At 67.8% G+C, this 19,148-nt stretch carries 18 protein-coding genes; 8 read left to right on the top strand and 10 right to left on the bottom strand.

The annotated features are described in order from the left end of the window. Positions 1-8: 8 nt before the first annotated feature. Positions 9-1,199, top strand: a complete 1,191-nt coding sequence (locus BLQ14_RS02975) for an alpha-hydroxy acid oxidase (RefSeq protein ID WP_092497974.1) — start codon at positions 9-11, stop codon at positions 1,197-1,199. A gap of 10 nt (positions 1,200-1,209) precedes the next feature. Here the strand turns inward: BLQ14_RS02975 and BLQ14_RS02970 are convergent, their stop codons facing one another. Continuing rightward, positions 1,210-2,352, bottom strand: coding sequence for an MFS transporter (locus BLQ14_RS02970; RefSeq protein ID WP_092497972.1), 1,143 nt, complete (start codon positions 2,350-2,352; stop codon positions 1,210-1,212). A gap of 174 nt (positions 2,353-2,526) precedes the next feature. On the opposite strand from BLQ14_RS02970, the gene BLQ14_RS02965 reads away from it, so the two are divergent. From BLQ14_RS02965 to BLQ14_RS02955, 3 genes are all read left to right on the top strand, one after another. Further along, positions 2,527-3,171: a 50S ribosomal protein L25/general stress protein Ctc gene (locus BLQ14_RS02965; protein WP_092497970.1), complete on the top strand. Its 645-nt coding sequence runs from the start codon at positions 2,527-2,529 to the stop codon at positions 3,169-3,171. Between the two features lie 123 nt (positions 3,172-3,294). Then, on the top strand, positions 3,295-3,978 hold the full coding sequence (gene pth, locus BLQ14_RS02960; RefSeq protein ID WP_092497968.1) for an aminoacyl-tRNA hydrolase: 684 nt from the start codon (positions 3,295-3,297) through the stop codon (positions 3,976-3,978). Positions 3,979-4,003: 25 nt separating this feature from the next. Continuing rightward, complete coding sequence (locus BLQ14_RS02955; protein ID WP_092497966.1) at positions 4,004-4,408, top strand: DUF2237 family protein; 405 nt, start codon at positions 4,004-4,006, stop codon at positions 4,406-4,408. 11 nt (positions 4,409-4,419) lie between these two features. On the opposite strand, the gene BLQ14_RS02950 is transcribed toward BLQ14_RS02955, so the two are convergent. The 7 genes from BLQ14_RS02950 to rpsA form a co-directional block, all read right to left on the bottom strand. After that, entirely contained in the window at positions 4,420-4,875 is a 456-nt protein-coding gene (locus BLQ14_RS02950; protein ID WP_245656876.1) for a helix-turn-helix transcriptional regulator, read from the bottom strand. Continuing rightward, positions 4,872-5,291, bottom strand: coding sequence for a hypothetical protein (locus tag BLQ14_RS02945; protein WP_092497962.1), 420 nt, complete (start codon positions 5,289-5,291; stop codon positions 4,872-4,874). The genes BLQ14_RS02950 and BLQ14_RS02945 overlap by 4 nt, the downstream gene beginning before the upstream one ends. A gap of 269 nt (positions 5,292-5,560) precedes the next feature. Then, the gene (gene trpB, locus BLQ14_RS02940) at positions 5,561-6,793 is read right to left on the bottom strand and encodes a tryptophan synthase subunit beta (RefSeq protein ID WP_092498366.1); all 1,233 of its coding nucleotides are present in this window, start codon (positions 6,791-6,793) and stop codon (positions 5,561-5,563) included. A gap of 33 nt (positions 6,794-6,826) precedes the next feature. Beyond that, complete coding sequence (locus BLQ14_RS02935) at positions 6,827-7,525, bottom strand: phosphoribosylanthranilate isomerase (RefSeq protein ID WP_092497960.1); 699 nt, start codon at positions 7,523-7,525, stop codon at positions 6,827-6,829. 13 nt (positions 7,526-7,538) lie between these two features. Next, positions 7,539-7,904, bottom strand: coding sequence for a lipopolysaccharide assembly protein LapA domain-containing protein (locus tag BLQ14_RS02930; protein ID WP_092497958.1), 366 nt, complete (start codon positions 7,902-7,904; stop codon positions 7,539-7,541). Between the two features lie 9 nt (positions 7,905-7,913). Then, positions 7,914-8,201 (bottom strand): integration host factor subunit beta, encoded by a 288-nt coding sequence (ihfB, locus tag BLQ14_RS02925; protein WP_092497956.1) that lies wholly within the window; start codon positions 8,199-8,201, stop codon positions 7,914-7,916. 306 nt (positions 8,202-8,507) lie between these two features. Then, the gene (gene rpsA / locus BLQ14_RS02920; protein WP_092497954.1) at positions 8,508-10,193 is read right to left on the bottom strand and encodes a 30S ribosomal protein S1; all 1,686 of its coding nucleotides are present in this window, start codon (positions 10,191-10,193) and stop codon (positions 8,508-8,510) included. 329 nt (positions 10,194-10,522) lie between these two features. Between rpsA and BLQ14_RS02915 the strand changes: the two genes are divergently transcribed. Together BLQ14_RS02915 and BLQ14_RS02910 are read left to right on the top strand one after the other, a co-directional pair. Further along, positions 10,523-12,061 (top strand): acyl--CoA ligase, encoded by a 1,539-nt coding sequence (locus BLQ14_RS02915; RefSeq protein WP_092497952.1) that lies wholly within the window; start codon positions 10,523-10,525, stop codon positions 12,059-12,061. Next, positions 12,058-13,047, top strand: a complete 990-nt coding sequence (locus BLQ14_RS02910) for a 2-dehydropantoate 2-reductase (protein WP_092497950.1) — start codon at positions 12,058-12,060, stop codon at positions 13,045-13,047. The genes BLQ14_RS02915 and BLQ14_RS02910 overlap by 4 nt, the downstream gene beginning before the upstream one ends. Before the next feature lie 33 nt (positions 13,048-13,080). Here the strand turns inward: BLQ14_RS02910 and BLQ14_RS02905 are convergent, their stop codons facing one another. Beyond that, positions 13,081-13,854 (bottom strand): DeoR/GlpR family DNA-binding transcription regulator, encoded by a 774-nt coding sequence (locus BLQ14_RS02905; protein ID WP_092497948.1) that lies wholly within the window; start codon positions 13,852-13,854, stop codon positions 13,081-13,083. Between the two features lie 178 nt (positions 13,855-14,032). Here BLQ14_RS02905 and glpD point away from each other — a divergent pair, with 178 nt between their 5' ends. Then, positions 14,033-15,610: a glycerol-3-phosphate dehydrogenase gene (glpD, locus tag BLQ14_RS02900; RefSeq protein ID WP_092497946.1), complete on the top strand. Its 1,578-nt coding sequence runs from the start codon at positions 14,033-14,035 to the stop codon at positions 15,608-15,610. Then, positions 15,607-17,094 (top strand): glycerol kinase GlpK, encoded by a 1,488-nt coding sequence (gene glpK / locus BLQ14_RS02895; protein WP_092497944.1) that lies wholly within the window; start codon positions 15,607-15,609, stop codon positions 17,092-17,094. Before glpD ends, glpK begins: the two co-directional genes overlap by 4 nt. Positions 17,095-17,171: 77 nt before the next feature. Here glpK and BLQ14_RS02890 read toward each other — a convergent pair whose 3' ends face one another. Continuing rightward, the gene (locus BLQ14_RS02890; RefSeq protein ID WP_092498364.1) at positions 17,172-19,064 is read right to left on the bottom strand and encodes an acyl-CoA synthetase; all 1,893 of its coding nucleotides are present in this window, start codon (positions 19,062-19,064) and stop codon (positions 17,172-17,174) included. Positions 19,065-19,148 lie beyond the last annotated feature (84 nt).

Below are 19,148 nucleotides of genomic sequence, written 5' to 3'. Positions count from 1 at the left end.
AGGATACCATGCCCGTCATCACCAACATCGACGATCTCAAGGAACTCTACCGGCGGCGCGTGCCGAAGATGTTCTACGACTACGCCGAGTCGGGGAGCTGGACGGAGCAGACCTTCCGCGACAACGAGCGCGACTTCGACCTCATCCGCCTGCGCCAGCGCGTGGCGGTTGACATGTCGGGCCGCTCGACCGCCTCGACGATGATCGGAGAGGAGGTGGCACTGCCGGTGGCGCTGGCGCCGGTTGGGCTGACGGGCATGCAATGCGCCGATGGCGAAATCAAGGCCGCGCGCGCGGCCGAGAAGTTCGGCGTGCCGTTCACGCTCTCGACCATGTCGATCTGCTCGATCGAGGATGTGGCCGAGCACACCACCCGGCCCTTCTGGTTCCAGCTCTACACCATGAAGGATACCGACTTCACCTCGCGGCTGATCGAGCGGGCGCGCGCGGCAGGCTGCTCGGCGCTCGTCATCACGCTCGATCTTCAGATTCTCGGCCAGCGCCACAAGGATCTGAAGAACGGCCTTTCCGCCCCGCCGAAGCTGACCCTGCCGGTGATGCTCGACCTCGCCACGAAATGGCGCTGGGGCCTTGAGATGCTGGGCACGAAGCGCCGCCAGTTCGGCAATATCGTCGGCCATGTGAAGGGCGTGTCCGACACTTCCTCGCTGATGGCCTGGACGGCCGAGCAGTTCGACCCCGCGCTCGACTGGGGCAAGGTCGCGAAGCTGATGGAGCAGTGGGGCGGCAAGGTCATTCTGAAGGGCATCCTCGATGTCGAGGATGCGAAGAAAGCGGCCGAGCTTGGCGCTGACGCCATCGTCGTCTCCAACCACGGCGGGCGCCAGCTCGACGGCGCGCTGAGTTCGATCCGCGCCCTGCCGGCGATCCTCGATGCGGTGGGCGACAAGGTCGAGGTGCATCTCGATGGCGGCATCCGCTCCGGCCAAGACATTCTCAAGGCGGTGGCGATGGGCGCGCAGGGCACCTACATCGGCCGCGCCTTCGTCTATGGGCTCGGGGCGATGGGCGAGGCCGGGGTGACGAAGGCGCTGGAGATCCTGCAGCGCGAGTTCGACCTCACCATGGCCTTCTGCGGCCGCCGGCGGGTGGAGGAGGTCGACCGCGACATCCTGCTCGTGCCGGAAGACTTCGAGGGCCGCTGGAAGGACTGGGGCCCGCGCAAGCGCCGCGCCTGAGCGCCGGGCCCTACAGAAGCGAATTGCGCGCCCGGATCCACGGCAGGGGCAGCGGCGCCAGCGCCAGAAGCAGGGCCACGGCGCCAAAGGCCGCGCCAAGGCCCACGAGCTCGCTCAGCCCGCCCATCAGCACCGGGGCGATGACAAAGCCGGAAAAACCGATCACCGCGGTGCGGGCAATGGCGGCGGTGCGGTCGGCGGGCGCGACGAGCTGGCCGACCATCGCCAGCCCCAGGGGCCCGATCACCGAGACACCGAGCCCAAGCACGGCAAAGCCGGCATAGGCCACCGCCGGGACCGGTGCGGCGGCGGCGACGAGCGCGCCGGCCGCGGCCATGAGGCTGGCCCAGACGACCACCTGCGAGGGGCGCAGGCGCACGCTGACCGCCTGCCCGGAGAAACGGCCCACGGCCATGGTCAGCCCGAGCATCGCCGGTCCCAGCGCTCCCTGCGCCGCGCTACCGCCGAGCTCGCGCTCGATGAAGAGTGCCGACCAGCTCTCCACCGTGGCCTCGGCCATGAAGGCGACGAGCACGATGGCCCCGCACATGATGACCGGACCGAGTGACGAACCACGCGCGGCGGCACCTCTGGACGGCGTGTGTTCCGGCGCCGCGGCCAGCCCCGGCGCGAGCAGCAGCGTCACCACCCCGAGCGCGGCAAACGTCGCCACCGTTGGCGTGCCGGCTTCTCGGGCAAGGCCGGCAGCGACAGCGCTTGCGGCATAAGCGGCCGAGAAGGCGCCGTGGTTGGCGTTCATCAGGCTGCGGGAGTGGCGCGATTCAAGCTCCGAGACGCGCGCGTTCATGATCACGTCCGTCAGCCCGGAGGCGGCGCCTGCCAGAACCATCGCCAGAGCGAAACTTGCCGGCCCGATGGCCAGACCCGGCAGCAGGAAGGCGCCGGCCAGCACGAGCGCGGCCAGGGGCAGCCCGCGCGCACCGAAAAGCCGGTCGGCCCGCGGGGCCAGCCACATGGCGCTCACGAGCCCCAGGGCCGACGAAAGCAACAATGCCCCGAATTCACCGTCGGAGGCGCCGATTCGCGCCTTGATGACGGGAACATTGGCCGCGAAGGCGCCCCAGTAGAGGCCGACGATCACGAATGCCGTGGCCGGAGCGCGACACAGTCTCAGGGGCGCGATAACGCTCATGCGTCTGCCTGTGCACCGGCCCGCGCATGGCCGCAAGCCGCGAGTTGCAGGACGCGAGCGCATTTGCCCTTTTCAAGCCGCCGCGGCTCAACTATACGCGCGGCTTCATCGGGGCATACACCCTTGGAGGATGCGCCCGGTGTCACGTGACAGAACCTTTCGGAGATTTCAGACATGGCTGGTGAGATTCCAGATCTTCACGCCAAGTTGCGGACGGGGACGGGCAAGGGGGCCGCTCGTCAGGCACGGCGTGAGAACATGGTGCCCGGTGTGGTCTATGGCGACCACAAGGATCCGGTGCCGATCAACATCCCCTTCAACGAGCTGGTGAAGCGGCTGAAGGCGGGGCGCTTCCTCTCGACGCTGTTCAACCTCAAGGTCGAGGGCATGGACGACGTCCGGGTGATCTGCCGCGGCGTGCAGCGCGATGTGGTCAAGGATCTGCCGATCCATGTGGACTTCATGCGCCTGCGCCGCACGAGCCGGGTGGACGTTTACATCCCGGTGGAATTCGTCAACGAGGACGAAGCCCCCGGCATCCGGCGCGGCGGCGTGCTGACCGTGGTGCGCCCGGAGATCGAGCTCAACGTGGTCGCCGGCGACATCCCCGAGAAGGTGGTGGTCGACCTCACGGGCCTCGACATCGGCGATGTGGTGACCATCTCGCAGGTGGAGCTTCCCGCCGGCGCCAAACCCACCATCGAGCGCGATTTCGTGATCGCCAACATCTCTCCGCCGAGCGGTCTTGTGGCCGAGGAGGAAGAAGGGGAAGGCGCCGAGGCCGGCGAAGTGCCGGCCACGGAGCAGTCGGAGGACTGACCCGCACGCGCGCCCCGAGCCGGTGGAACGCAACGCACGGGGCCCTTCGGGGCCCCGTTTTCGTTGCGCACCGTTGCGGCGGCGCCCCGCGCGCCCTAGTTTCGAACCAAGGAGGAGCAGGCAATGCGGCTATTCGTGGGGCTCGGCAATCCGGGCGAGAAATACGCCCGCAACCGCCACAACATCGGCTTCATGGCGGTGGACCGCATCGCCGAGGACCACGGCTTTTCACCCTGGCGACGCAAGTTTCACGGCCTCGTCTCTGAAGGCCGCCTTGGCGGCGAGAAGGTCATCCTGCTCAAGCCCGAGACCTACATGAATCTCTCCGGCCAGGCGGTGTCGGAGGCGATGCACTATTACAAGCTCACGCCCGAGGATGTGATCGTGTTCCACGATGAGCTCGACCTTGCCCCCGGTAGGTGCCGCTGCAAGACGGGCGGCGGGCATGCCGGGCACAACGGGTTGCGCTCGATCCATGCCCATATCGGCGACGGCTACCACCGGGTGCGCATCGGCATCGGCCATCCCGGCCACAAGGACCGCGTGACGGCCCATGTGCTCGGAGACTTTTCCAAGGCCGATGCCGCGTGGCTCGACGACCTCTTGCGCGGCATCTCCGACGGCGCCCCGGCTCTGGCGCGCGGCGATACCGCGGCCTTCATGAACGCGGTTGCGCGACGCGTGGCCCCGCCCCGCGCCAGCAAGACCGAGAAGGCCGCAAAAACCCCGCCCGAAGCCGAGCAGGCGGCGCCCCGAGAAGAAGAGGGAAAGAGCCCCCTTGAGCGCCTCATCGACCGGTTCCGCTGAACCCGCAATCCGCGAGGGAATGCCCATGCGCACGGACCCTTCCATCAACGTCCTCGGCGGCCCGCTGCAGCCATGCTCGCGCGCGCCCATGACCGGTCTCTTCCGCAACGGCGCCTGCGACACCTGCGCCGAGGACACCGGCAGCCATACCGTCTGCGCGGTGATGACGGCCGAATTCCTCGCCTTCTCCAAGTATGTCGGCAACGACCTCTCGACCCCGCGGCCGGAATTCCTGTTCCCCGGCCTGAAGCCCGGCGACCGCTGGTGCCTGTGCGCCGCGCGTTTCCTGCAGGCCCACGACGAGGGCTGCGCCCCGAAAGTGGTGCTCGAGGCGACGCACGCGCGCGCACTCGAGATCGTGCCGCAGCACATTCTTCGCGCCTGCGCGCTTGACCCGGGCACGCCGCCCGGAACGGCAAACCACGGCTGATCGGCCGCTTTTCACGGCCGCACGCCCATCAGGTCATCGAGAAACAGGCTCAGAAGCTGCGCCCGCCCGCTCACGCCGGCCTTGCGGTAGATGGCATTGGTCTGCGCCTTCACCGTGCCTTCGGAAGTTTCCCTCAACCGCGCGATTTCGGCAATCGAGCAGCCCTTGAGGGCAAGGAAGGCGACATCGCGTTCCGCCGGGGTCAACCCCCATTCATCGAAGCGTTGCTGCATGAGCGCATGGAACGCCGCCGAAGCCGCGTCGATCTGCGCCTGCATGCGGCGGTTGAGCTTCAGCGTCCGCTGGAGCGCGATTGCCCCCAGCACGACACCGAGAACAAGCCCCAGCGGGGCGCCAATCTCGATCGGCTCGCGCACCGTCTCCGCTGCAGCCGGACCGGCACTTGCGACCATGACCGTCGGGAAGCCACCGGCAAGAAAGCTCCTGCGATCCGGTCTGCTGTTCATCGCTGTCGCCATGTCGCCACCATCTGCGCCGCCCCACGGAACGCAAGGCGCGGACGGGCACCCACAGTGCCCGCCCGCAGGAGAGGCAACCCTCTGTCGTCGTCCCGCCCCCCGCGGCCGCCATCATCGTCGTCATGGTCGTCGACACGGCCACCGTCGCGATCATCGCCATGCTGCTCATCGCGCGAGACGTCGTCATTCGCGTCGACAAAGTCATCGTCGCGCGAACGGATGAACACGCCGCTGCGCCCGGCATCATCGCCGGCCGGGGCCGTCTCCTGCTTCACGATGCGCCCGGTGGCGCGATCATACACCACCTCAAGCTTCGTCGCCCCGCGCACCGCCTCGACCTTGACCGTGGAAGGGCCGTTCTTGATCTCGATGAACTCGAAGCCCTGAGACTGCAGATCGCTCACGATGGCGTCGGTGAAGGGGGGTCGGCCTTCGCGCCGAGGGCAACCAGCAGCGCCACGCCCAGACCCGCTGCAATCTTCTTTCTCATGTGTCGTCCTCCTGATGCCGTCCTGCGACCCGCCGGCGGCGGGCCGATGGGGACAGCAAGGCAGAGGACGCCACCCGCATCCATTCGACGGAGGTTTATCGCGCGGCGGATAATCGGCCGGCGGATGGCCATAAACTCCCGTTTATGGGCCTACCCGTCCTTGGGGCCTCACCCCTCGGGGCCTCACCCCGCTTGCGGCATCTCCATGCCGAGCGCGCGGGCTACGGTGAAGATGTCCTTGTCGCCCCGGCCGCACATGTTCATGCAGATCAGGTGGTCGCGCGGCAACTCGGGCGCGATCTTCATGACATGCGCCAGCGCATGGGAAGGCTCGAGCGCGGGGATGATTCCCTCGAGCCTGCAGCACAGCTGAAACGCCTCGAGAGCCTCGGCATCGGTGATCGCCACATATTCCGCGCGCCCCGTCTCGTAGAGCCAGGAATGCTCGGGTCCGATGCCCGGATAGTCGAGCCCGGCCGAAATCGAATAGCCCTCGAGAATCTGCCCGTCGTCGTCCTGCAAGAGATAGGTGCGGTTGCCGTGCAGAACGCCCGGCCGCCCGCCGGTGAGGGAGGCGCAGTGCTGCATCTTCTCGTCCACGCCCTTGCCGCCCGCCTCGACGCCGATGATCCGCACATCCTTGTCATCAAGGAAGGGGTAGAACAGCCCCATCGCGTTCGACCCCCCGCCGATCGCCGCCACCAGCGTGTCGGGCAGCCGGCCCTCGGCCTTGAGCATCTGCGCCTTTGCCTCACGCCCGATGATCGACTGGAAGTCGCGCACCATGGCCGGATACGGGTGCGGCCCTGCCACCGTGCCGATGCAGTAGAAGGTGTCGCGCACATTGGTCACCCAGTCGCGCAGCGCGTCGTTCATCGCATCCTTGAGCGTGCCGCGCCCGGAGGTGACCGGAACGACCTCCGCTCCCAGAAGCCGCATGCGAAAGACATTGGGCGCCTGCCGCTCCACGTCATGGGCGCCCATGTAGACGACGCATTTCAGCCCGAACTTGGCGCACACAGTGGCCGTCGCCACACCATGCTGGCCGGCCCCCGTCTCGGCAATGATCCGCGTCTTGCCCATGCGCCGGGCAAGAATGATCTGCCCCAGCACATTGTTGATCTTGTGCGCGCCGGTGTGGTTGAGTTCGTCGCGCTTGAAATAGACCTTGGCGCCACCGAGATGCTCGGTCAGCCGCTCGGCGAAATAGAGCGGGCTCGGCCGGCCGACGTAATGCTCCCAGAGGTCATCCATCTCCGCCCAGAAGCTCTCGTCGGTCTTGGCGCGCTCATACTGCTCTTCGAGATCAAGGATCAGCGGCATGAGCGTCTCGGAGACGAAGCGACCACCGAATCGGCCGAAACGGCCGCGCTCGTCGGGGCCCGTCATGAAACTGTTGATCAGGTCTTCGGCCATGGCGCTCTCCATCTGGGCAGGCCCCTCATTCCATCATCTTGGTGAAAATACCCCGGGGGGTCCGGGGGGCAAGGCCCCCCGGCGCACCTGCCCCAAGGCCCGAGCGAATTCGGCGATTCGCGCCGCATCCTTGATGCCGGGCGCCGATTCCACCCCCGACGAGACATCGACCTGCCGGGCGCCGGTCAGGCGGACGGCCTCGGCCACATTGTCCGGCGTCAGCCCCCCGGCCAGCATCCAGGGCACCGCCCAGCGCCGCCCCGCGACAAGGCGCCAATCGAAGGCAACCGCGTTGCCTCCCGGTCTGTCGGCTCCCGGCGGCGGCTTTGCGTCCACCAACAGCTGGTCCGCGACACCCGCGTAACGATCTAGGTGGGCGAGATCGTCCTCATCGGCCACGCCCACCGCCTTCATCACGGGCAGGCCGAAGCGCGCCTTGATCTCGGCCACCCGCGCCGGGCTTTCGCGCCCGTGCAGTTGCAGCATGTCGACCGGCACCCGCGCAAGGATGGCCTCGAGCATCGCGTCATCGGCATCCACCGTCAGCGCGACCTTCGCCACCCCGGGGGGCACTCCCAGCGCCAGTTCCGCGGCCCGGTCAATGTCGAGGTGCCGCGGGCTGCGCGGAAAGAAGACGAAGCCGAGATAGGCGGCACCCGCACTGACGGCCGCGGCAACGTCCTCGGCACGGGTCAGGCCGCAGATCTTGAAGCGAATGGCGAGGGAGGTCATCGCAAGGTCCGGCTCAGGCCTTCCCACCCTCTTCGAGAAGCGCCAGCACCTCGTCGCCGCCGGCCGCCTCGCGGCGCGCCCTTGCCACCTCGCGCTCCAGCCGCTCCCGCTCGCGCCGCTCGCGCGCAGCCTGGGCGCGATAGCGGTGCTCACGGAGCCATTCCCACACGAAACCGATGAACAGTCCGGCCACCACGCCGCCGAAGATGACCACCCACAGCGGCAGCGTCGCGCTCCAGTTCCAGCCGGTCAGCAGCGTCAGCTGCTCGGGCAGGGCACGCAGGGTCACCGGCGCGGAATTGGCCAGCGCCAGCGTCACCAGAACCACGGTCACGAGCGCCAGGAAGGCGTAACGGATGTAACGGATGTAGCGGGCCATGTGCCGTGGTCACTCCTCGTGCCCGTTCAGGCGATCCCTGAGCAGCTTGCCGGTCTTGAAGAAGGGAACATGCTTTTCTTCAACCTGCACCGATTCGCCCGTGCGGGGATTGCGGCCGATCCGCGCATCGCGCTTCTTCACGGAAAAGGCCCCGAAGCCGCGCAGCTCCACCCGGTCACCGCGTGCCAGCGCCTCGATGATCTCCTCGAAAATCGTGTTCACGATGCGCTCGACGTCGCGCTGGTACAGGTGCGGGTTCTCTTCCGCAATCTTCTGGATCAGCTCGGACCTGATCATCTCATCTCCCCCCTTCGCGCTGCCGGTCTCGCACAGTCCCCTTGTCGCCGGGGCAGCCGGCACCGCGTCAATATAGGCGCAATGCGTCCCGCGCCAAACCCGAACATGGCCTGCAAAGCGGAGTTTTGCCCGGCTAATGCGCTGATTCACGGCTCATTTACAGCCTCACGCCACGTCAGGCACCTGCATCGCGCATCGCCTCCGGCCCGGCATCGGCGCGCAACGCCGGCGATTCGCGCTGGAGCTGTCACGGGAAAGGCCCCGCCACGCGGGCGGGGCCTATCAGAGCCGTCGGCGCAGAACCGGTTACTTGTCGTCGCCGCCGCGCAGCGCAGCGCCGAGAATCTCGCCAAGCGAGGCACCGGAGTCGGAAGAGCCGTACTGCTCCACCGCTTCCTTCTCCTCGGCGATTTCCCGCGCCTTGATCGACAGGCCAAGCCGCCGGCTCTTCGGGTCGACGTTGGTGACAAGGACATCGACCTTGTCGCCGACCTGGAAGCGCTCGGGCCGCTGCTCGGAGCGGTCGCGGCTGAGGTCGGAGCGGCGGATGAAGGACTTCATGCCCTCGTATTCCACCTCGATGCCGCCATCCTCGATGGCGCTGACCGTCACGGTGATCACGTCGCCGCGCTTCACGCCGGCCACGGCCTCCTGGAAGGGATCGCCTTCAAGCGCCTTGATCGAGAGCGAGATGCGCTCCTTCTCGGTATCGACCTCGGTGACCACCGCCTTGACGATGTCGCCCTTGCGATACTCCTTGATCGCCTCCTCGCCGCGCTTGTCCCAGCTGAGGTCGGAGAGGTGCACCATGCCGTCGATGTCGCCCTCGAGGCCGACAAAGAGGCCGAACTCGGTGATGTTCTTGACCTCGCCCTCGACGACCGTGCCCACCGGATGGGTCTCGGCGAACACCTCCCAGGGGTTGCGCTGGGTCTGCTTGAGCCCGAGGCTCACGCGGCGCTTGGCCGGGTCGATCTCGAGCACCATCACATCCACCTCCTGGGAGGTCGAGACGATCTTGCCCGGATGGACGTTCTTCTTGGTCCAGCTCATCTCGGAGACGTGCACGAGCCCCTCGATCCCCGGCTCGAGCTCCACGAAGGCGCCGTAGTCGGTGATGTTGGTCACGCGGCCCTTGTGCACCGAACCAACCGGGTACTTCTCCTCCACCGTGTCCCACGGGTCGGCCTGCAGCTGCTTCAGCCCGAGGCTGATGCGGTGGGTCTCCTTGTTGATCTTGATCACCTGCACCTTGATGGTCTCGCCGATGGAGACGATCTCGGAGGGGTGATTGACGCGCCGCCAGGCCATGTCGGTGACGTGCAGAAGGCCGTCCACGCCGCCAAGGTCCACGAAGGCGCCATACTCGGTGATGTTCTTGACCACGCCTTCGACGACGTCGCCCTCGTTGAGCTGCGCGATGACCTCGGCGCGCTCGGCGGCACGGCTTTCCTCGAGGATCGCACGACGGGAGACGACGATGTTGCCGCGGCGCCGATCAAGCTTGAGAATCTGGAACGGCTGCTTGAGCCCCATCAGCGGGCCGGCGTCGCGCACCGGGCGCACATCCACCTGGCTGCCCGGAAGGAAGGCCACGGCACCGCCGAGATCGACGGTGAAGCCGCCCTTGACGCGGCCGAAGATGGCGCCTTCAACGCGCTCGTCATTGGCATAGGCCTTCTCGAGCCGGTCCCACGCCTCTTCGCGGCGGGCCTTGTCGCGGCTCAGCACCGCCTCGCCGCGGGCGTTCTCGACCCGCTCGAGGAAAACCTCGACCTCGTCGCCGACCTTGATATTCGGCTCCTCGCCGGGGCTTGCGAATTCCTTCAGATCGACGCGGCCTTCCATCTTGTAGCCGACGTCGATGATGGCCTGGCCATTCTCGATCGCGATGACCTTGCCCTTGACGACAGAGCCCTCCTTGGGGGTGTCGATCTCGAAGCTTTCGTTGAGGAGGGCTTCGAATTCCTCGCGTGTTGCAGTTGCGGTCATTAAGTTCAGGTTCCTTTCAGTGTATCGTCATTTCCGGCCAGGCGGTTGTCTCCGCCGGTCTTTGAGTGGTTCTGCCCCGCCAGCCGCCCCGGGTCTCTTCCATGCAAATCAGGGCCGGCGGTTGTCCCCGGCCCTGCCCAATGGTTCTTCCCGAGGCTCTGGCGGCCTCCCGATGCGCGGCTCTCTAGCCGCTTCGCCCCGCGCTGGCAAGTGGCCACGCTGCCAGGCCGCCGTGCTCGCGAGCCGCCGTGCATCACTGCACGGGGCGGTGTGCATTGCCGCCGCCGCAGCCGCGCGCCATACTCCGCGCGGACAATGTGGAGGAACAGATGCCAGACGCCTCGCCACGCACCATTGTTGATCTTGTCGCGCGCGCGGATGGCCCCGCCATCGGCGCGCCGGGCACCGACCATATCACATATGGGGAGCTCGCGGCGCAGATCAACCGCACCGGGGCCCAGCTTGCCGGCGCCGGCGTGGGCCGGGGCGACGGCGTGGCCATCGTGCTGCCGAACGGGCCGCACATGGCAACGGCCTTTCTCGGCATTGCCGCCCACGCCACCGCCGCCCCCCTCAACCCCGCCTACAGGGAAGAGGAATTCGCCTTCTATCTCGAAGACCTCGAGGCGCGGCTTCTGATCGTCGCCGAAGGGGTGGAGACCCCCGCGCGCGCCGCCGCCGCGCGGCTCGGCATCCCTCTGGCCGAGCTGCGCCGGGAGAGCGAGGCGGGAATCTTCACGCTGGTCGGCGCGGATGGCACGCCCCTGCCCGAGGCGGAGGCCACGCCGAACGGCCCCGAGGACGAGGCGCTGGTGCTCCACACGTCGGGCACCACCTCGCGGCCGAAGATCGTGCCGCTCACCTCGCGCAACATCTGCGCCTCGGCCGAGAACATCGCCCGCACGCTCAAGCTCGCCCCCGGCGACCGCTGCCTCAACATCATGCCGCTTTTTCACATCCACGGGCTGATCGCCGCCGTGCTCGCCTCGGTGCAGGCCGGCGCGGCGATCAGCTGCACACCGGGCTTCGACGCGCTGCGCTTCTACGGCTGGCTGAAGGAGACGGACCCGACCTGGTACACCGCCGTGCCGACGATGCATCAGGCGATCCTCGCCCGTGCCCCGCGCAATGCCGAGATCATCAGGGGCGCGCGGCTGCGCTTCATCCGCTCCTCCTCGGCCTCGCTGCCGGTGCCGGTGTTCAATGCGCTCGAGGAGACCTTCGGCTGCCCGGTGATCGAGGCCTACGGCATGACCGAGGCGGCGCACCAGATGTGCTCGAATCTCCTGCCGCCGGGCAAGCGCAAGCCGGGCACGGTGGGCGTGGCGCAAGGCCCCGAGGTGGAGCTGATGGACGAGGAGGGCAACATCCTGCCCCGCGGCGCCGTGGGCGAGGTGGTGATCCGCGGCGAGAACGTCACCAAGGGCTACCGCAACAATCCAAAGGCCAATGCCGAGAGCTTCGTGAACGGCTGGTTCCGCACCGGCGATCAGGGGCAGTTCGACGAGGAAGGCTTCCTGACGATTCGCGGCCGGCTGAAGGAGATCATCAACCGTGGCGGCGAGAAGATCAGCCCGCGGGAGGTCGATGACGTGCTGATGGCGCACCCGGCCATCGCCCAGGTTGTCACTTTCGCCATCCCCCACCGGATGCTGGGTGAGGATGTGGCCGCGGCGGTGGTGCTGGCCGAAGGGGCCACGGCCACGCCCGCCGAGATCCGCGCCTTCGCCGCCGAGCGGCTGGCCGCCTTCAAGGTGCCCGCGAAGGTGCTGATCCTCGACGAGATCCCCAAGGGCGCCACCGGCAAGCTGCAACGCATCGGGCTTGCCGAGAAGCTGGGCCTCGCCGAGCCGGAGGCGGCGCAATGAAGATCTGCGTCTTCGGCGCCGGCGCCATCGGCGGGCTGATGGCTGCGCGGCTCGCGAATGCCGAGATCGAGGCGCAAGTCTCCGTGGTCGCGCGCGGACCCCATCTTGCCGCGATCCGCGACAACGGGTTGTGGCTGATCTCCGAGGAGTTCGGCGACCAGGTGGCGCAGGTCGAGGCCACGGATGACCCCGCCGAGCTCGGCCCGCAGGACTATCTGGTGCTGACGCTCAAGGCCCACTCCGTTCCGCCCATTGCCGAGAAGCTCAAGCCGCTCGTCGGACCCGAGACCTGCGTGGTCACCGGCATGAACGGCGTGCCCTACTGGTATTTCCACGGGCTGGGGCCTGAGTGGGAAGGCCGGCGGGTGGAGGCGGTGGACCCAGGCGGCGTCGTCTCTGCCGCACTTCCGCCCGAGAAGGCGCTCGGCTGTGTTGTCTATCCCGCGGCGGAGGTCGAGAAACCGGGGCTGGTGCGCCACATCTCCGGCGACCGCTTCACGCTCGGCGAGCCGGACGGGTCGAAATCCGAACGCGCCCAGCGCTTTTCCGAGGCGCTGCGCAAGGCCGGCTTCAAGGCGCCGGTGCGCCCGCGCATCCGCGACGAGATCTGGGTGAAGCTCTGGGGCAACATGGCCTTCAACCCGCTCTCGGCGCTCACCCATGAGACGCTCGACCACCTCGCCACCCGCCCCGAGCTGCGCCGCATCGCGCGTGCGATGATGCTCGAGGGGCAGGCCGTGGGCGAGGCGCTGGGTGCGCGCTTTCCGATCGATGTGGACAAGCGCATCGACGGGGCGGCTGCGGTCGGCGCGCACAAGACCTCGATGCTTCAGGATCTGGAGCGCGGCCGGCCGATGGAGATCGACGCGCTGGTCACGGCGGTGGTCGAGCTCGGCCGCGCCGTGAACATCGAGATGCCGATGACCGAGACGATTCTGGCGCTGGTGCAGGCGCGGGCGCGCGTCGCGGGGCTTTATCCAGGTTGAGCATCTTGCCCGGCCGCCGGGCCGGGCGCCGCCCTACCCTTCCCGTGCCTCGGCGACCACCACCCGGGTGCCCCACTCCGCGCAGCGCGACGCGACAGCGTCCGGCGGTGGCGTGTCGGTATAGAGCGCCTCGACCTCGGCAAGCGAGGCGATCCGCACCGGCGCGGCGCGCTGAAACTTCGAGTGGTCGGCGACCAGAAAGGCACGGCGCGCGCGGGCGAGGATCATTTGGCTCACCCCGACCTCGTGAATGTCGAAATCCAGAATGTCACCCTCGGCATCAAGCGCCGAGCAGCCGATCACCGCGATGTCGGTCTTGAACTCGCCGATCGCGCGCAATGTCTGCGCGCCCACAAGCCCCCCGTCCGAGCGGCGCAGCACCCCCCCGGCCACGATCACCTCCGCGCCGGGGTTCTCGGCAAGGATGTTGGCCACGTTGAGATTGTTGGTCACCACCATGATCTTGCGATGGGCGAGAAGCGCGCGCGCCACCGCCTCGGTGGTGGTGCCGATGTTGAGAAACAGCGAGCAATCCTCGGGAATGTCCGCCGCCACCCGCGCGGCAATGGCCGCCTTCGCCTCGGCGTTCAGCGCCCGGCGCTCGGCATAGCCGATGTTGGCCACGCCCGAGGGCAGGATCGCCCCGCCATGCACCCGCGTGAGCCGCCCGCTGGCGTCAAGCTCGGCGAGATCGCGGCGGATGGTCTGCTCGGTCACACCGAAGCGGCGGGCGAGATCCTCCACCGTCACCCGGCCCTCGCGGCGGGCGATCTGCAGGATCTCGGGCAGGCGGATGGTTTGCGACATGGGGGGTTGCCTCCTTGCGGGCAGGATGCGCGTTTCGATTCGCTTTTACAAGCTATCGGTCATCGCAAGCTGATATCGAAAACAAAACGCGTATAAACGATCAATCTCGAAAATTTCCCTTTGACAGGTCCGGCGGCGCCATGCTTCATGGCCGCGGATTTCGGCAGGGGAGGCGGCCATGGGCGAACCCAGCGATCTCTTCATCATCGGGGGCGGCATCAACGGCTGCGGCATCGCCCGCGATGCCGCCGGGCGCGGCCTGTCCGTGACGCTTGCCGAGAAGGGCGATCTGGCGCAGGCCACCTCATCGGCCTCGACAAAGCTCTTTCACGGCGGCCTGCGCTATCTGGAATATCTCGAGTTCCGCCTCGTGCGGGAGGCGCTACGCGAGCGCGAGGTGCTCTTGCGCAACATGCCGCACATCTCCTGGCCGATGCGCTTCGTTCTGCCGCTGAACCCGGAGATGCGCTTTGACACCGACACGCCGGTGAGCCGCATGCTGGGCCTTCTCATGCCCTGGGCGAAAGGCCGCCGGCCGGCCTGGGTGATCCGGCTCGGCCTCTTCCTCTACGACCATCTCGGCGGGCGCGAGATCCTGCCCGGCACGCGCACCCTCGACCTCACCCGTGACCCGGCCGGCGCGCCGCTGCGCCCGGAATTCCGCAAGGCCTACGAATATTCCGACTGCTGGGTGCAGGACTCGCGCCTTGTGGTGCTGAACGCCCGCGACGCGGCCGAGCGCGGCGCACGCATCCTCACCCGCACCGAAGTTCTCTCTGCCCGCCGCGTGGGCGGGCTCTGGCAGATCGACTGCCGCGATGCAGAGGGCCACGAGACCACACACCGCGCGCGCATGCTGGTCAACGCCGCCGGCCCCTGGGTGAGCCAGATCCTGCATGAGCGCATCCATGTGGAGACCAACGCGCGCATCCGCCTCGTGCGCGGCTCGCACATCGTCACCCGCCGGCTCTTCGATCACGACCGCGCCTACTTCCTGCAAGGGCTGGACGGGCGCATCATCTTCGCCATCCCCTATGAGGAGGATTTCACCCTCATCGGCACAACGGATGTCGAACACCCCGACCCGGACACGCCGCCCGTCTGCACCGAGGCGGAAAAGCGTTATCTCCTCGACTTCGCCAATCTCTACTTCCGCAACCCGGTCAGCGAGGATGACATCGTCTGGACCTATTCGGGCGTCCGCCCCCTTTATGACGACGGTGCCAAATCGGCCACCGCCGCCACCCGCGACTACGTGCTGAAGCTCGACACGGACGAGGACGGCCGCGCCCCGCTTCTCGATGTCTTCGGCGGCAAGATCACCACCTACCGCCGGCTGGCCGAAGCCGCACTCGACAAGGCCCGCCGCTTCTTCCCCAGCCTCAAGGGCCCGTGGACGGCCGCCGCACCGCTGCCCGGCGGCGCCTTTCCCGTCGATGGCGTGGAGGATGAAATTGCCGCGCTTCTCGCCCGTGCCCCTTTCCTCGGCCGCGACTGGGCGCGGCGGCTCGTGCGCGCCTACGGCACCGAGGCGCAGAAGATTGTCGGGGAGGCGAAGAGCGCCGCTGATCTCGGCGAGGATTTCGGCGCCACGCTGACCGAGGCGGAAGTGCGCTGGCAGATGAAGCACGAATTCGCCCGCACGGCGGAAGATGTGCTCTGGCGCCGCAGCAAGCTTGGCCTCAGGATGAACGCCGATCAGATCGCGCGGCTTCAGGCATGGATGGCCTCGCAGTTGGGGGAGGAAAACGCATGAGCCACGTTCTCGCCATCGACCAGGGCACCACCTCGAGCCGCGCCATCGTGTTTGACAGCGCGCTGAAGGTGAAGGCGGTCGCCCAGCAGGAATTCACCCAGCACTTCCCCGCTTCGGGCTGGGTCGAACACGACCCCGAGGAGATCTGGCAGACGGTGCTCTCGACCTGCCGCGCCGCGATGGAGAAGGCGGGCCTCACCGCCGCCGACATCGCCGCCATCGGCATCACCAATCAGCGCGAGACCACCGTGGTGTGGGAGCGCGACACCGGCAAGCCCATCCACAACGCCATCGTCTGGCAGGACAGGCGCACGGCGCCTGCCTGCGCGCTCTTGCGCTCCGAGGGCCACGAGCCGATGTTCACCGAGGCCACGGGGCTCTTGCTCGACCCGTACTTCTCCGGCACCAAGCTGCAATGGCTGCTCGACCATGTCGAAGGCGCGCGCGCCGCGGCCGAGGCCGGAAGGCTTGCCTTCGGCACCATCGACAGCTTCCTGATCTGGCGGCTCACCGGCGGCAAGGTGCACGCCACCAACGCCACCAATGCCGCGCGTACGCTTCTCTACGACATCCGCCGGGGGGAGTGGAGCCGGGGCATCTGCCAGATCCTCGATGTGCCGATGCAGATGCTGCCCGAGGTACGCGACTGCGCGGCCGATTTCGGCGTGACCGACCCTGCCATCTTTGGCGCTGCCATCCCCATCCGCGGCGTGGCGGGCGACCAGCAGGCGGCCACGGTGGGCCAGGCCTGCTTCGCGCCCGGCATGATGAAATCCACCTACGGCACCGGCTGCTTTGCACTTCTCAACACCGGCACCGAACCGGTGACCTCGCAAAACCGTCTGCTCACCACCATCGCCTATCAGCTCGCCGGCAAGCCCACCTACGCGCTCGAAGGCTCGATCTTCATCGCCGGCGCCGTGGTGCAATGGCTGCGCGACGGGCTTGGCATCATCGAAAGCGCCGCCCAGTCGGGCGAGCTTGCCGCCCGTGCCGACCCCGGCCAGGAGGTCATCCTCGTCCCCGCCTTCACCGGCCTCGGCGCCCCCTACTGGAACCCCGACTGCCGCGGGGCGATCTTCGGCCTCACCCGCGGCACCAGCCGCGCCGAGTTCGCCCGCGCCGCGCTCGAAAGCGTGGGCTTCCAGACCCGCGACCTGTGGGAGGCAATGCGCGCCGACTGGCCCGGCGCAGGCGAGGGCGCCGTCCTGCGCGTCGATGGTGGCATGACCGCCTCGGACTGGACGATGCAGTTTCTTGCCGACATCCTCGGCGCCCCGGTCGACCGGCCCGAGGTTCTGGAGACAACCGCCCTCGGCGCCGCCTGGCTCGCCGGCATGGCCACGGGCGTCTATCCGGGGCCGGAGGAATTCGCCCGGAGCTGGGCGCTCGACCGCCGCTTCACCCCGCAGACGGACGAGCCCACCCGCGCGCACCGCTACGAGCGCTGGCAGCGCGCCGTCGAGGCCACGATGAGCGTCTGAAACCGGGCGCGCCCTGCCCCCATCACCCTGGGTCAAATACCCACCCGCGCCGGCGCCAGCCGGGGCGGCACGCGCGCTCAGTCGGCCCACTCCCACGGCCGGGTGTATTCGCCCAGCACCTTCTCCACCTCGGCCTCATCCACCTCGCCGGTCCTTCTGAGCCGCGCCACCAGCCCGCGGCGCTTGTCCTCGACCACTTCGAAGACCTCGGCCGCAATCCCGGCCTTCGTCAGGGCCTCGTTGTAGACGCGCGTGATCGCGAGTTTTCTCAGCGCCGGCTTGAACACCTTGCCCACCGCCGTCTTCGGCAGCTCGGGCAGGATCTCCAGATACTTGGGATGCGCCGCGCGCTCATGGATGTGCTTCTTCGCATGCTCCATCAGCTCGGCCTCGCTCACCTGCGCGCCTTCCACGAGCTCCACGTAAACCGCCGGCAGCTCGCCGGCGAAGGCATCGGGCTGGCCGATCGCCCCGGCAAAGGCCACCGCCTCGTGCGAGAGCAGCGCCTCCTCGATTTCGGCCGGGTCGATGTTGTGGCCGCCGCGGATGATGAGATCCTTCGCGCGGCCGGTGATCCACAGATAGCCGTCGGCGTCGAGTCGCCCGAGATCACCGGTGCGCAGATGCGTGCCCCAGGCATAGAGCCCGATGTTCTTCTCCGGGTCGGTATAGGTGCCGCCAGGGATGACGCCGGGGTTGGAGACGCAGATCTCGCCAACTTCGTCCACCCCCATCTCGCGGCGCACCTCGCCCTTCTCGTCGCAGTCGAGGATGCGCACATCCGTGTAGGGAAACGGCACGCCCACCGAGCCGATCTTCTTCTCCCCCGAAGGCGGGTTGCAGGAGACAAGGCAGGTGGCCTCGGTCAGCCCGTAGCCCTCGACGATGGTCACGCCGGTGGCCTTCTGAAAACGGTGATAAAGCTCCACGGGCAAGGGAGCCGAGCCCGAAAAGGCGACCTGAAGCGTCGAGACATCGGCATCGACGGGCCGCTGCATCAGCGCCGCGATCGCCGTCGGCACGGTGATGACAAAGCTTACCTTCCAGCGCTCGATGAGCTTCCAGAAATTGTCGAACACGCCCTCGCCCCGATAGCCCGCAGGCGTCGGGAACACCACATGCGCGCCAGAGCTGATCGAGGCCATCACCACCACCACGGCGGCGAAGACGTGAAAGAGCGGCAGCGGGCAGATCAGCGTGTCCTTCTCCGTGAAGAGAAGCTCCTGCCCCAGCCAGCCGTTGTAGATGAGGCCGGAATATTTCTGCTGCGCCACCTTGGGCATGCCGGTGGTGCCCCCGGTGTGAAAGAGCGCCGCGATGCGGTCCTCGCGCACGTCCTCAAAGGCGAGCTTTTCGGGCTGGCGCGCAAGCTCGCGGGTGAAGCTCAGCACCCGCGCCTTGTGGCGCGCGGGGTTCTTCGGGCGGATCAGCGGCACGATCCATGATTTCGGCGGGGTCAGGTAGCGCAGAAGATCGACCTCGAGCACCGTCTCCACATTCGGCGCCATCGCCACCGCCTCGGCCGCCTTCTGCGGCACGTCCGTCTTGGGAAAGGCGCGCAGCGTCACCAGCACCTTCGCGCCCGTCTCGCGCAGGATGCCGGCGATCTGCTCGGCATCGAGCAGCGGGTTGATGGGGTTGACCTTGCCCGCGACCGCGCCGCCAAGGAAGGCAAAGAGCGTCTCGTTGCAGTTGGGCAGAAGGTAGGCCACCGTGTCATCCGGGCCGATGCCGAGGCTGCGAAAGAGGTTCGCGGCCTGCGTGACGCGGGCGTGAAACTGACGCCATGTGAGCGTCTCGGCCGGATCCTTCGGCCCCGAGAACATCTGAAAGCTCATCGCCGGGCGGTCGGGAAACGCCTCCGCCGTCTTGGTCAGCCGTTCATAGAGCGTGACCGGAACATCGCGCGCCTCCCACGGCATTTCGGCTTCAATGGCGTCGCGGTCGGCCTTCGAGGCAAATCGTGCCATGGCAATTCCTCCCTTGGGCCGCATGCGGCCCTCTCCCCCTGGCCGGCAAGGATGGAAGGATTGCGCCCGCGTTTCAAGAAGGCG

The organism is Meinhardsimonia xiamenensis, assembly GCF_900102905.1.
In the GTDB taxonomy this organism is placed as follows: domain Bacteria; phylum Pseudomonadota; class Alphaproteobacteria; order Rhodobacterales; family Rhodobacteraceae; genus Meinhardsimonia; species Meinhardsimonia xiamenensis.
Note: the sequence above shows the minus strand (reverse complement) of the source record. Positions and strands in the feature narration are given on the sequence as shown.